This window comes from Streptomyces sp. NPDC001832, from assembly GCF_040297265.1.
In the GTDB taxonomy this organism is placed as follows: Bacteria; Actinomycetota; Actinomycetes; order Streptomycetales; family Streptomycetaceae; genus Streptomyces.
Map to the genome: position 1 here is coordinate 1 of NZ_JBEOYU010000004.1, position 13,609 is coordinate 13,609.

The 13,609-nt window shown below is 69.3% G+C and carries 11 protein-coding genes and 1 pseudogene; 6 read left to right on the top strand and 6 right to left on the bottom strand.

Going from position 1 to position 13,609, the window contains the following annotated elements:
- The first annotated feature begins 317 nt into the window (after positions 1-317).
- From ABT115_RS04770 to ABT115_RS04790, 5 genes are all read left to right on the top strand, one after another.
- Complete coding sequence (locus tag ABT115_RS04770) at positions 318-1,070, top strand: GntR family transcriptional regulator (protein ID WP_351784074.1); 753 nt, start codon at positions 318-320, stop codon at positions 1,068-1,070.
- A gap of 335 nt (positions 1,071-1,405) precedes the next feature.
- A complete protein-coding gene (locus ABT115_RS04775; RefSeq protein ID WP_351784076.1) occupies positions 1,406-1,585 on the top strand; it encodes an SPOR domain-containing protein in 180 nt (59 codons plus the stop codon).
- A 45-nt stretch (positions 1,586-1,630) separates the two neighbouring features.
- Entirely contained in the window at positions 1,631-2,035 is a 405-nt protein-coding gene (locus tag ABT115_RS04780; RefSeq protein ID WP_351784078.1) for a (deoxy)nucleoside triphosphate pyrophosphohydrolase, read from the top strand.
- A gap of 209 nt (positions 2,036-2,244) precedes the next feature.
- Positions 2,245-2,673, top strand: coding sequence for an ATP-binding protein (locus ABT115_RS04785; protein WP_351784080.1), 429 nt, complete (start codon positions 2,245-2,247; stop codon positions 2,671-2,673).
- 193 nt (positions 2,674-2,866) lie between these two features.
- Complete coding sequence (locus tag ABT115_RS04790) at positions 2,867-5,431, top strand: SpoIIE family protein phosphatase (RefSeq protein WP_351784496.1); 2,565 nt, start codon at positions 2,867-2,869, stop codon at positions 5,429-5,431.
- Positions 5,432-5,451: 20 nt separating this feature from the next.
- On the opposite strand, the pseudogene ABT115_RS04795 reads toward ABT115_RS04790, so the two are convergent.
- The 5 genes and pseudogenes from ABT115_RS04795 to ABT115_RS04815 all read right to left on the bottom strand — a co-directional run.
- Positions 5,452-6,153 (bottom strand): annotated as a pseudogene (locus ABT115_RS04795) (TPM domain-containing protein); the annotation flags it as partial.
- Between the two features lie 364 nt (positions 6,154-6,517).
- Positions 6,518-7,720: a glycoside hydrolase family 1 protein gene (locus ABT115_RS04800; protein ID WP_351784082.1), complete on the bottom strand. Its 1,203-nt coding sequence runs from the start codon at positions 7,718-7,720 to the stop codon at positions 6,518-6,520.
- A gap of 88 nt (positions 7,721-7,808) precedes the next feature.
- On the bottom strand, positions 7,809-8,675 hold the full coding sequence (locus ABT115_RS04805; protein ID WP_351784498.1) for a carbohydrate ABC transporter permease: 867 nt from the start codon (positions 8,673-8,675) through the stop codon (positions 7,809-7,811).
- A gap of 56 nt (positions 8,676-8,731) precedes the next feature.
- On the bottom strand, positions 8,732-9,724 hold the full coding sequence (locus ABT115_RS04810; RefSeq protein WP_351784084.1) for a carbohydrate ABC transporter permease: 993 nt from the start codon (positions 9,722-9,724) through the stop codon (positions 8,732-8,734).
- A gap of 5 nt (positions 9,725-9,729) precedes the next feature.
- Positions 9,730-10,980 carry a sugar ABC transporter substrate-binding protein gene (locus ABT115_RS04815; RefSeq protein WP_351784086.1) on the bottom strand — a complete coding sequence of 417 codons (1,251 nt, stop codon included), beginning with the start codon at positions 10,978-10,980 and terminating at the stop codon, positions 9,730-9,732.
- Positions 10,981-11,235: 255 nt separating this feature from the next.
- Here ABT115_RS04815 and ABT115_RS04820 point away from each other — a divergent pair, with 255 nt between their 5' ends.
- Positions 11,236-12,252, top strand: a complete 1,017-nt coding sequence (locus ABT115_RS04820; RefSeq protein WP_351784088.1) for an acetylxylan esterase — start codon at positions 11,236-11,238, stop codon at positions 12,250-12,252.
- Positions 12,253-12,307: 55 nt separating this feature from the next.
- Here the strand turns inward: ABT115_RS04820 and ABT115_RS04825 are convergent, their stop codons facing one another.
- A complete protein-coding gene (locus ABT115_RS04825; protein WP_351784090.1) occupies positions 12,308-13,366 on the bottom strand; it encodes a LacI family DNA-binding transcriptional regulator in 1,059 nt (352 codons plus the stop codon).
- Positions 13,367-13,609 lie beyond the last annotated feature (243 nt).

A 13,609-nucleotide genomic window follows, 5' to 3' on the forward strand; every position in this document is an offset into this window, starting at 1 on the left:
CCGCGCGCAGAAGCAGCTGCGCCGCGCCAGCCGTGTCGTCTCGCGCCGCCGGGGCCCCGACCGGCGCACCGGGCAGCAGGCATCGAAGCGCTGGGCCGCAGTTCTGATGACGGCTCCGTAGTTCGTCGAGTGTGTGGGGCGGTCGCATCCGAGGCCGCCCCACACGCCCTGCCGCCGGCGCATCTCCGGCTATCGGCGGTGGGAATGCGCGAGATCATGATGAATCATCACTTCGGGTGAAACTTTGGCCTGCACTTGCGATCAACAACCGTCGGTTGACAGGCTGTTGCAGACTGTCAACCTGTTGGGAGTGGCCTGTGGCTTTCGGTGAGCAGCCCGCCTATCTGCGCGTTGCAAGCGATCTGAGAGAGAAGATCGTCAGCGGTTCGCTGCCGCCGCATACGCGCCTGCCCTCGCAGGCCCGTATCCGCGAGGAGTACGGAGTCTCGGACACCGTCGCGCTGGAGGCGCGGAAGGTGCTCATGGCCGAGGGCCTGGTCGAGGGGCGCTCCGGCTCCGGTACGTATGTGCGTGAGCGTCCGGTCCCCCGCCGGATCGCCCGCTCCGGCTACCGGACCCGGGGCGCGGCCAGCCCGTTCCGCCAGGAGCAGACGGCGGAGGGTGTGCGCGGGACCTGGGAGTCCCGCAGTGAGCAGGAGGGCGCGAGCGGCGAGATCGCCGAGCGCCTGGGCATCGAACCGGGCGACCGGGTGATGCGCACGAAATACACCTTCCGGGAGGCCGGGGAGCCGATGATGCTCTCCACCTCCTGGGAACCCCTTGCCGTGACGGGGCGTACGCCGGTGATGCTGCCGGAGGAGGGCCCTTTGGGTGGCTGCGGGGTGGTCGAGCGAATGGCCGCGATCGATGTCGTCGTGGACAACGTGGCCGAGCAGGTCGGCGCGCGCCCGGGGCTGGCGGAGGAGCTCCTGGCGCTCGGCGGCGTACCGGGCCATGTGGTGATGGTGATCGAGCGTACGTATTACGCATCGGGTCGCGCGGTCGAGACGGCGGACGTGGTGGTGCCCGCCGATCGTTTCCGGGTCGGCTACCACCTTCCGGTCAGGTGACCGGAACCCGGAGTGCGGTGTGCGGCGTCGGTGACGACAAGCTGACGCCCTGCCGGTTCCCGTGGCCGAGGCGGTGACGGCGGCGATGGCGGGAGCGTAGGGACCGGGACAACGCGGCACACCGGGGCCGGCGGACCGGCACGTAGCCGCTGCGGGGCGCATCCGGCTGGGTGCGCCCGTTATTTATGGCCGGAGCAGTATCTCTTTGTGAAATTACGTATCCGTTGAGTGAAGATCGGGCGTAGGCTCCGGCATATGCGTACTGCGGTTTCCTGGGGATCCTTAGAGACGTGCATGCCGTGTGACGGAGGGGTGCGATGCCGGGCAGGGGCGCGATGAGCGACAGCAGTGCCGAGCTCCTGTGGCTGGTGATACGGCAGGACGACAACGGCAATCGCTACCGCGTCGGCAGATACGCCACGCAGGGCGAGGCCCAGAGGATCGCCGACCAGCTCGACACCCATGGCCACAAGCAGCTCTACTGGGTGGAGCGCATCGGGCGGAGCGCCCGGTAGGAGGGCGTCCGCCGGGGGCCGGGCGGGGGCGTTACGCTCCGGCTCATGAACGATCGTGTGGTGGTGGCCGGAGCCGTCTACGACCGGGGCCGCCTGCTGGCTGCGCGCCGGAGCGCCCCGCCCGAGCTGGCCGGCCGGTGGGAGCTTCCAGGCGGGAAGCTGGAGCCGGGGGAGAGCGGCGAGCAGGCGCTCGTGCGGGAACTCCGCGAGGAGCTCGGCGTGGAGGTGGAACCGCTGGAGCGCATCCCCGGTGAGTGGCCGCTGAAGCCCGGGTATGTGCTCCAGGTGTGGACGGCCCGGCTGGTGTCCGGGGTGCCCGCACCGCTCCAGGATCACGACGAACTGCGCTGGCTCGGTCCCGGCGAGAGCGACGCGGTCGACTGGCTGGATCAGGACCTGCCCGCGGTCGCGGAGGCGATGCGCCGGTTGCCGGACGGCGCGCACCGCTGATGCGGAACGCTGTGGCGAGCGTCGGCGGCGTGGATGGCGGCGCTCGCCGATTGCCCCGTGCGCCCCTCTCTCTGTCTGCATCTGTCCGTGCGCGCGGCCATACACCCGTACGCCCCACGTGTTGATACCGGCGATAATTCACCCTAAATATCGGGTATGTCCTGATTGACCCCCGTAAGTAGGACGTTCCCCGTTGCTGGTCTTGGGAAGTGATCGGCGTGATCGACACCGAAGGCGACTGCGCCGAGTGGACCTTTCCGGCTGTGCCGGGCGCCGTGCGTTCCGCGCGGCATGCAGTTCATGAGGCGTTGCGCGGCTGGGGGCTCGACGCTGCTGTCGGGGATATGACAGTTCTGCTGGTCAGCGAGTTGGTGACCAACTCCATGCAGTACACATCCGGCCCCATCGGAGTACGGCTGCTGCGCCCTCATCCCAACGGTCACGCCCCGGCCGTCCGCCCCGGACTGCTCGTAGAAGTCTCCGATCCGCTTCCGGATCCGCCCACCGAACGTATGGCGGGCCCCGACGACGAGGGCGGCCGAGGGCTGCAGCTGGTGGCCTGTTCTGCTCGCCGCTGGGGGACCAGACGCGGAAAGACCGGCAAGACCGTGTGGTTCGAGCTGGCCCTGCCTGGTTAGGAGTGGGGTGGGACGCACAGCGATCACCAGAGGTCGGGCAGAACCTGGCTGAAAGGGACTGAAACCGTGCTGTGATCGTGAACGCCGTGCCGGTACGGGCCGCAGTGCTGAATACTGCGGGCAGGACCGGTCCGGTGTGTGAGCTGGAGGGGACGGTCGCGTGAGCGAAATACCTGGGACGGCGGGCGACGTTGTGTGGCAGAGCAGTCCGCCTGGCTCGATCTATGACTACATCAGGGTCGCCTCCTTCTCGATCGGCCCCGACGGCCTGATCGAGCAGTGGAGCCGGCGGGCCGCCGGCCTCTTCGGCATTCCCGCAGAAAAAGTGGTGGGCATGGATCCGGTTGAGGCGTTCATGCCTGCCGAACTGCGCATGGACGGCCACCGCCGGGTCCGGGAGATCCTCGACGGCAGGGAGTGGACAGGCCTCGTCCCCTTCCGGATACAGGACGAGGACCCCGTGCACGGGCTCGCCGAGATCTATGTGATGCCGAGCGAGACCAAGACCGGGGAACGGGCCGCGCTCTGCATCGTCGTGGACGTCCGCGCGCTGCGCCGCATCGAGACGGACCTTGCTGCATCACAGGCCATATTCGGCCAATCTCCCTTCGGTTTCGTGCTGTTCGGTATGGACCTCACGGTGGTACGGGCCAACCAGCGCTTCGCCACCGTCTTCGGCGGCCGGGCCGCCGACCACCGCGGCCGTACGGTCGACGACTACCTGTCCCGTCCCGAGGCCGACCGGCTCACCGCCATGCTGGAACGCGTTCTGGCGACCGGCGCATCCGTCACCGATCTCCAGCTCGTCGGCACCGCGCCCGGCGACAGCGAAACCCGCCACTGGTCCATGAACCTCTACCGTGTGCACAGCGGATCGGGCCGCCCCATCGGCATCGCCGGACTGGCCACCGATGTGACCCGACGGCACATCGCCGCCCGCGAGGCCGCCAGCGCCCGCCGCAATCTCGCCCTGCTCAACGAGGCCAGTGCCCGTATCGGAAACTCCCTCGACCTGGAGACCACCGCCCGCGAACTCCTCGATGTCGCTGTCCCCGGCTTCTGCGACCTCGCCTCCGTCGACCTCTACCAGGGGCTGCTCACCGGCGACGATGCGCCGCCCGGCAGCTGGGATTCGCTCCGTCAGGAATCCTTCGGCGGCTCGGCCGAACTGCGCCGGGTCGCCCTTGCCAGCGCCGTGTCGGACGCCCTGCCGGTCACCGCCACGGACACCGGCGTACCCGCCCCGGGCACCGGCCCGCCCGCGCTCGGCGCCGTGCACCGGTTCTCGTACAACTCGCCCTGCGCCATGGCACTGCGCACCCGTCGTGTTGAGGATGTGCCCGGCGACGAACGGGGCTTCGTCCAGTCCACGCTCGCCGTGCCGATGGTCGCCCACGACACGGTGGTCGGTCTCGTCCAGTTCTCCCGCACGAAGGGCAGCGAACCCTTCGGCGAGAGAGACCGTGCACTGGCCACCGAACTCGCCGCCCGCGCCGCGGTCTGTATCGACAACGCCCGCCTCTACCGCCGCGAGCACGAGCGCGCACTGATCCTCCAGCGCAGCCTCCTGCCACCCGGCGACCCGGTGGCCGCCGGCCTGGACATCGCCTGCCGCTACCTCCCCGGCAACACCGCCACCGAGGTGGGCGGCGACTGGTTCGACGTGATCGAACTCCCCGGCCACCGGACCGCCCTCGTCGTCGGCGACGTCATGGGCCGTGGCCTGCGGGCCGCCGTGGCCATGGGCGAACTGCGCACCGCCGTGCGGACCCTGGCTCTGCTGGACCTGGAGCCCGCCGAGGTGCTCTCCGCGCTTGACGAGGTCGCCCGCGGGCTCGGCACCCCCGGCGGCGGCACCTCCTCATCCAACGGTTTCGGCGGCGGCGCCCAGTGGCTTTCACGGGCCGCCCACAAGTCCCGGGAGGCAGATCTCTCCGAGGTGTACCTGGCGACCTGCGTGTACGCGGTCTACGACCCGGTCACCCGGCGGTGCACCTTCGCCAACGCCGGCCATCTCCCCCCTGCCGTGGTCGAGCCGGGCCAACCGGCCATGCTGCTCGACATCCCGCCCGGGATGCCGCTCGGCGTCGGCAGCGAACCCGTCGAGGAGGTCGAAGTCGAACTGAAGGAGGGCGCCCTGCTCGCCCTCTACACGGACGGCCTCGTCGAGTCCCGCGACCACCCGCTCGACGAAGGGCTGGATGCCCTGCGCAGTGCGCTCGTCGAACCGGAACGGCCGCTCGAAGACGTTTGCGACCGGGTACTGACCACCCTCGACACCCGGCACGGCGAGGACGACATCGCCCTGCTCATGGCCCGCATCCAGGGGCTGCCCGTCGACGCCGTCGGCGACTGGCGGCTGCCCCGCGAGCCCCGCTCCGTCGGCCGGGCCCGTGAACTGGCCCGTGGGCAGTTGCTCGCCTGGGACCTCGAGGAGCTGGTGGACACCACCGAACTGCTGGTCAGTGAACTAGTCACCAACGCCCTGCGGTACGGCGAGGGCGAGATCAGGCTCCGGCTGCTGCGCGACCGTACGCTCGTGTGCGAGGTATGGGACGCGGGTCTCGTCCAGCCGCGGCGACGGCGGGCACGCGACACCGACGAGGGCGGGCGCGGGCTGCAGCTGGTCGGGATGCTGAGCGAGGCCTGGGGGGCCAGACGGACACCGCGCGGCAAGACCGTCTGGTTCGAACTGGCGCTGCCCGACGGGGAGCCGGCCGCCGAGCGCACGGTCGAGCAGCTGCTGAGCATGTTCTGAGCTGGGGATCACCGGCCCCGGCCACCCCAGCCGGTCGCACCGGGCGTGGTGCGGGTCGTGGCCCGCCTCCTGCGCCGGACGTACGCACAGCCGGCGACCGCCGCCGCTCCGCCGGCGACGACCACCGGCAGAATCAGGTCCCCGGTACTCGTCCCGACGGAACTCCCGGTTCCGGGATCGGCGATGCCGGGTGTGATCGTCGGGGTGGGCACGGCCTTGTCGGCCAGCACGGCGGAGTACCCGTTCGCGGCGCCGATCGCCGCGCCGGCCCAGTCGCGCTCCCTGAGCGTGGGTTCGATCGCCGTGCTCACCACGTCCCGGAGCTGGGCGTCGGTGAGGCGCGAGCCCTGTTCGACGGTGTACGCGTACTGCCGGTCGTGGGTGGCGACGGCGAGCAGGACGTCGTCGCGGCCGAGGCCGTTACGGTTGGCCGTCTCGTCGGCCCAGCTCTGCGCGGACCAGCCGGAGAAGTCCCGTACGTACACCACGAAGAGCTGGATGCGGCGGTCGGCGTACAGCCGGTCGAGTGCGGCCGTGACCTGGTCCCTGCGGTTCCCGAGCGCCCCCACCTTGTCGGTGATCCGCCCGTCCCCGGACAGTGCGACGGGATCGTCGGCGCGAGCGGTCGGCGCGGCGCAGAGGGCCGGCGAGCACACCGTCAGCAGCACGGCGAGAAGGGCCAGGCCCGGTATGGATATCCGGGTACGGCTCACGAGCGGCATCACATTCGTGAGGCTATGTCCACCCTGTGTCACCCGCGACCCGACGATCGGGGGCGATGCCGGTGGCAGGGACGGATCGCGCTGGGAGCGGTCCTGGTGGTCGTGGTACCGGTCCTCACCGCCGGGGGCGCCCTGCGGCTCGACTATTCGGGTGACCCCGGCGACGGCACCCGCACCCGTGGCCGCGACGCCCCCACAGGGCAGATGGTGCGCACGGGCACCCGCGCGGGCGCCGCGCGTGGGCGGGGCTGGACACGGGCGGCGCCGCGCGCGGGCAGAGCTGTACGGGAACCGGCGTCCGTCAGGTGTCGCCGGTTCCCGTACGGGCGGGAGCAGTCAGGTTGCTCCCGGTCGGGGGCCGACGTCAGTCGGCGATGCGCGGCAGCGCGCGCGTGCGGCCCATCTCGCCCAGCCAGACGGCGGACGGCTTGGGCAGGCGCTCGAAGGTCTCCGGGTTCCAGCCGATCAGGCCGAAGGTCGGCTTGTAGGAGCCCCACTCGTAATTGTCGAGCGCGCTCCAGGCCAGGTAGCCCTGGATGTTGATGCCGTCCTCCAGCGCGGACGCGACCTCGTTCAGAGCGCCGGTGTAGTAGTCGATCCGGCGGGTGTCGTCGTCGGTCGCGATGCCGTTCTCGGTCACGATCAGAGGCACGTCGTTGCCCAGGACCTCAGCGGTGTGGCGCAGCGCGTAGCCGACCGCGCAGGGGTAGTACTCCCACTGCGTGAGGGTGCGCTCGACGCCGTCGGGCGTCGGGATGGGGCCGTCGGTGCCGATCTTGGTCCGGGTGTAGGACTGCACGCCGATCCAGTCGTCGCCGCGTGCGGCCTCGATGAAGATGTCCTCGCGGGGGTGGCGGTAGGCCGCGGTGACGTCCTCGGCGCCGGGCAGGGCCTGGTAGACCTGGTTGGCGATGGTCCAGCCGACCTGGATGCCGGCATTGATCGCCTTGACCTCCTTGACGGCCGCATGGTGGGCGGCGATGACGGCCCGGGTGGTCTCGTCGTCGGGGGTCGGCAGACCGGCGGGCGGGAAGCTGTTGTCGCCCCGCTTGGCCTGGCCGGCCATCACGGCGATCATGTTCGGCTCATTGATGGTGCAGACGTGGCTGACGCCCTCGCCGATCACCGGTGCGCAGGCCGCGACATAGCGGGCGAAGAGCTCGACCGCGCCGTCGGCGGTCCAGCCGCCGCGCGCCTCGAACCACTGCGGCACGGTGAAGTGGTGCAGGGTGATCATGGGGCGCAGGCCGCGCTCGATGGCGCCCTCGACCATGCGGCGGTAGTGGGCGAGTTCGGCCCGGGAGAACTGGCCCTCGGCCGGTTCGATGCGTGCCCACTCGATGGAGAACCGGTAGTCGGTGAAGCCCAGTCCGGCGAGCACGTCCATGTCCTCGTGCCAGCGGTGGTAGCTGTCGCAGGCGTCCAGGCTGGGCTCCTGGATGTGGGTGCCCGCCGCGTGCTCCTTGACCCACCAGTCGCAGTTGGTGTTGTTGCCCTCGATCTGGTGGGCGGCGGTGGAGGCACCCCACAGGAAGCCTTCGGGGAACGGGACCTGCGTGTGAGTCATCGCAAACTGTCTTTCTGGTGATGAAGGGGGGTGGCCGGCAGGGGTGTGGGGCGCGGCCGGTTGTGTTTCGGTGGGGCTGCCGGGCGGGCTACTTCATGCCCGCCGTCGCGATGCCCTGGGTGAAGTGCCGCTGGAGCGCGATGAAGACGACCAGGACCGGCAGCACGATCAGGAAGGACCCGGCCATCAGCACGCCGTTGGATCCGCCCGCCTGGTTGGGGTCGGTGGCGAAGGTGGCCAGGGCGACCGGAAGGGTGTACTTGTCGGGGTCGTTGGTCGCGATGAGCGGCCAGACGAAGTTGTTCCAGGAGCCCAGGAACGTGAAGATCGAAAGCGTTGCCAGGGCGGGCTTCACCAGCGGCATCACGATCCGCCAGAAGATGTACCACTCACCGGCGCCGTCCATCCGGGCCGCTTCCAGCAGCTCGTCCGGTATCGACTGCATGAACTGCCGCATCAGGAAGACACCGAAGGCCCCGGCGGCGAACGGCAGCACCAGAGCGGCGTACGAGTCGATCAGGTTCAGCTTGCTCATCAGCACGAAGAGCGGCAGCAGCATCAGGTTGCCGGGCACCATCAGGGCGCCGAGCACCAGGCCGAAGATCTTGTTGCGTCCGACGAAGTTCAGCTTGGCCAGGGCGTACCCGAGCATCGAGCAGAACACCAGGTTCGAGACGGTGACCAGCACCGCCACGACGACCGAGTTCATGAAGTACAGCGGCAGATCGAGCTTGTCGAGCAGCTCCCGGAAGTTGTCCAGGGTCCACTCGGTCGGGATCCACACCGGCGGGCTCGCGGTCAGCTCCTGCGGCGTCTTGAATGCCGAGAGCGCCATCCACAGGAACGGCGCCGACATGATCAGCAGGCCGATCGAGAGCAGGACGTAGACGAGGGGACGCCGCAGGTTGCGGGCCTTCTTCGGCTTGGACGGCTGCATGTCCCCGGGCGTCTTCATGTCCCCGGGCTTCTTCGACGGCGCCGTCGAGACGGCGCCCGGTGCACTGGTGGCGCTCATTTCGTGTTGTCCTTCAGCAGTCGGAGCTGCAGCACCGTGATGCCCATGATCACTACGAAGAGGACATATGCCATGGCACTCGCATAGCCCATGTGGAAGAAGTTGAAGCCTTCGCGGTACATGTCCAGCGAGACGGTGAGCGTGGAGTCCGAGGGGCCGCCCTGGGTCATCACGAACGGCTCCTCGAAGACATTGAGGTAGCCGATGGTGGTGATCACCGTCGCGTACAGCAGCGTGGGCCGAAGCAGGGGCACGGTGATGCCCCTGAACTCCTGCCAGGTACCGGCACCGTCCAGCCGCGCGGCCTCCCGCACCTCGGTGGGAATGGCCTGCAGACCAGCGATGAAGAGCACCATGACCGTGCCGAGGTTGCGCCAGACCGCCATGGCGATCAACGAGGGCATGGCGAGCGTCTCGGAGCCGAGGAAGTCGGGCGAGGTGAGGCCCACTTCGGCGAAGAGCCCCGCGACGAGCCCGTCGACCGGGTCGAGCACGAACCGCCAGACCACGGCGACCGCGACGATGCTCGTGACCACCGGGGCGTAGAAACCGACGCGGAAGAAGGTCCGTGCCCGGTCGATGCCGTTGTTCAGCAGTACGGCGACGACCAGCCCGAGGAGGATCGTCAGCGGGACACCGACCACCACGAAGTACACCGTGTTGAACAGCGCCTTGAGGAACTTTTCGTCGCTGAACAGATTGATGTAGTTCTCGAAGCCGACGAAGTTCGCGTCCCACGGGTTCGTGACATTGCGCAGCCCGAAGTCCGTGAAGCTCATCACCAGCGTCGCGACGATCGGGAACGCCATGAAGACGAGGAAGAGGATGAGGAAGGGAGTGGAGAACAGCCAGCCGGCCAGGTTCTGCACGCCCATCGACGACTTCTTGCCACCCCGGCGACCTGCGGGCCCGGTGGCCGGGGACTTGGCAGTCCCCGGCCCGGCCTGCACCTTGGCCGACTGAGCGGCCTTTGAGGTCATGGTGCGCATGACTCCTACTTCACGAGGCCTTCGATTTCGGACTGGGCCGTCTTGAGCGCGTCCTCGGCGGACGCTTTGCCCTGGGTCACCTTGGCGATGGCCTGGTCGACCTTGTCGGTGATCTCCGTCCAGTTGGGCAGCGTCGGGGATGCCTTGGCGGTGTCCATCTGCTTCTTGAAGACCTGAAGGTTGGCGTCGTCGGCGAGTTCACCGGAGTTCCAGGCCGAGGTGTTGGCCGGCAGGTCGTTGGTGCGCTTGTACCAGTCGGCCTGGCCCTTGGTGTCGGTCAGGTACTTGATGAAGTCCTTGGCGGCCGCCTTGTGCTCGCTGTCCTTGGAGATCACCAGGGAGGAACCGCCGGCCATGGAGACGGAGGCCTTGTCGGCGGGCACATTGGCCACCGCCCACTTGCCGTCGATCTGCGGCTGGCTCTCGTTCAGCATGGTGACGTGCCAGGGGCCGCCGAAGAACATCGGGACGCGGCCGTTGCCGAAGTCCTTCACGACGTCGTAGCCGGGCTGCACGGACTTGTTGGCGAGCCCCTTGTCGAAGTACGAGCCGTACTCCTCGAGCGCCTTGACGGCCTCGGGGCTGTCGATGACGACCTCACCCTTGTCGTTGATGATCTCGCCGCCGGCCGAGTACAGGAAGGAGTAGAAGTTCTGCACCGTGTCCAGGCCGCTCGGCTGGATGGACAGGCCCCACTTGGTTCCGGCCTTCTCCTGGTAGGCCGTGGCGAGGTCCTTCATCTCCTTCCAGTTGGTCGGAGCCTCGGTGATGCCGGCCTTCTCGGCCAGGTCGGTGCGGTAGTAGAGGACGCGGGTGTCGACGTACCACGGCACGCCGTACGCCTGACCGTCCACCTCGCCCTGCTGCCATCCGGCCGGGAAGAAGTCCTTCTCGTCGAACGTCTTGGTGTCGACGGGCTCCAGAACGCCGAGCTCGGCGAACTCGCCCATGTAGCTGCCGCCCATCTGCGCCACGTCCGGCAGGGTGCCGGCGGCGGCCGCGGAGACCAGCTTCTGGTGGGCGACGTCCCAGCCGATCGGGGTCACCTTCACGGTGATGTTCGGGTTGGCCTCCTCGTAGACCTTGGCCACATCCGCGAGCTTGTCGCCCTCGGCCCCCATGGCCCAGACGGTGATCGTCTGCTTCTCGTCCGCGGCGACGTCGTCGCCACCGGAACTGCCGCACGCGGTGAGACCGAAAGTGAGCGCGGATGCCACTGCGATACCGATCGCGGCGTTTCTGGCGGTGCGGGGCATGGGAGGGCTCCTCCTCGAGCAATCCGAATGTATGCGCTGCCTGTAAGCGCATACATCACTCTGCGGCAGAGATTCGGGGATCCGCAAGAGGGTGCTACGTCACACTCGTGCAACGTGCTGGACACCTGAATGTTCAACTTGGCACGGTAAGCGGGGTCTTCATGGAATTGGGAACGATGTGACCTATTTCGCGGTGTTGATCCGTGTGATCGGCGGCCCGCAGTGGCACGGGTGGGGGGCGATACTGTCGTGATCATGACTTCGTTCGAACATGACTTCCCCTTCGATCCGGCGTACGGGCGCACGCTCGACGACCTGCTGCACATCCCCGCCCCCGCCGCCCCGGACGACTTCGCCGCCTTCTGGCAGGCCCGGTACGAGGAGGCCCGCCAGGTCGCCACGGAACCGCAGATCGGCCCGCTGGAGGACGAACGTGACGGGGTGCGGATCCACGGTGTGACCTTCACCTCGGTGGGCGGTGTGCGGCTCGGGGGCTGGGTCGCGCTGCCTGCCGAGGGGGATGCGGAGTACGGATTCGTCATCGGGCACGGCTACGGCGGCCGGGCGGAAGCGGGTCCCGATGTGCCGCTGCCGCTGCCCAAGGCGGCGGCGATCCTGCCGTGCGTACGGGGGATGGGCACTCGCGGGCTGCGGCCCGGCATACCCGACCAGTCCGCGGGCCATGTGCTGCACGGGATCGAGTCGCGCGACACGTATGTCATCGGGGACTGTGTGGCCGACCTGTGGTGCGCGGCCTCGGCCCTCCAGCAACTCGTGCCGGGCCTCGTTGCGGACGCGGTGCCGGGCCGCGTGCCGGGGCCGGTGGAGGTGCCTCGGCTCGGCTATCTCGGGGAGAGTTTCGGGGGCGGGCTCGGGGCGCTCGCGCTGCCCTGGGACGACCGGTTCGGGGCCGCCCAGCTGACCGTGCCCACCTTCGGGAACCACCCGTTGCGGCTCACCCTGCCCTGTGCCGGCAGCGGTGAGGCGGTGCGCGGGTACTTCGCGGACCACCCCGAGGTCACCGACGTGCTGAGCTACTTCGACGCCGCTACGGCCGCCGCCCACATCGAGCTGCCGACGCTGGTCGCCGCGGCGCTCTTCGACCCCTCGGTGCCGCCGCCCGGGCAGTTCGCCGTGCACAACGCGCTGGCCGGACCGCGTGAGCTCCAGGTGCTCAGCGCGGGGCACTTCGAGTACGACGGACAGGCGGACGAGACCGCCGAACTGCACGCGAACCGGCGGCGGTTCTTCACGGAGCACCTGGGGCGCTGACCCGGCCCGCGGGACGGGCCGGCGGTGGAAGTGCCGCTGACCCTGCGCCGCGGGGTCAGCGGCAGCCGCAGCTGGCCCGGCGGACCATGGATACCGGCAGCATCAGGGAGACCGGATCACGGTCCCGGTCGGCGAGCCGCTGCACCAGCAGCTCGACGGCCTGCGCGCCGAGCTGTCGGATGGGCTGGCGCACGGTGGTCAGCGGCGGGCGTACGAGCCGGCTCAGCGGAATCCCGTCGAACCCGGTCACGGCGATGTCCTCCGGGACCCGGATCCCGCGCCGTTCCAGTGCGCGCAGCGCGCCCACGGCCATCTGGTCATTGGCGAACAGCATCGCCTGCGGCCGTTCCCCGCCCTGGTCGAGCAGCACTTCCGTGACCCGCAGGCCCTCGGCCTGGGTCATCATCGTGGCCCGCACGGCCGGGGCGTCCGGCACCGAAAGCCCCGCCTCGCGGCACGCCTCCTGGAAGCCCACGAACCGGGCCTCGGCGTCCGGGGACGCGGCCTCTCCGCCGACGAAGGCGAGGCGGCGCAGCCCGTGGTCCTCGATCAGGTGCCGGGTGAGCGCGCGCTGCCCGTCGGCATTGGCGACGACGATGTGATCGAGATGGTCGATGCCGCGCGGGCCCGCCAGCATGACCACCGGCAGCCGTCGTGAGATCACTTCGAGGTCGGCGGTGGGGACGGTGCCGGCCAGGACCGCGAATCCGTCCACCCGGCCCGCCACGTTCGCGACGAGACTCTCCGGACCGCCCTTGAGCGAGGCGGCGATCAGCAGGGCGTAGCCGTGCTGTCGGGCCGCGCGCTCCATGCCCCGGATGATCTGGTCGGAGTAGAGCATGAAGGCGTGGTCGTCGTCCTCGTCTGTCGCCGCCGCCTCGGTCTCGGTGTCCGGGTCCGAGTAGTCGGGGAAGCAGAGGCCGAGCACACCGGTGGCGCGGCTGGCGAGTCCGCGGGCGCTGCCGCTCGGTACGTAGCCGAGTTCGCGGGCTGCCTCCAGGACCCGCTCACGGGTCTGGGCACGTACGGAATCGGGGGTGCGGTAGACCCGGGAGACCGTGGCGATGGATACGCCCGACCGCTCGGCGACGTCGTACACCGTTGGGGCGCTCACTCGACCGACCGTCCGCTTCTTCTTCTGTGCCCAAGCACCTGCTGTTGCACGCACCGACCTCTTTTGAAAGCGCATTCACCCTAGATCGCGGGCTGTGTGACGGGCAAGGCAGGCCGTTGAAGATGGCCGAAAACGGAAGGGCGACCTTGCAGGGTTGTCGAACCTTTCCGGTCTCGCGGGAGCTTCCGCCGTACGGGTGAAGTTCGGGGGCGCTGACGCCGTGTCTGCGCCGCCTCTCGTGAG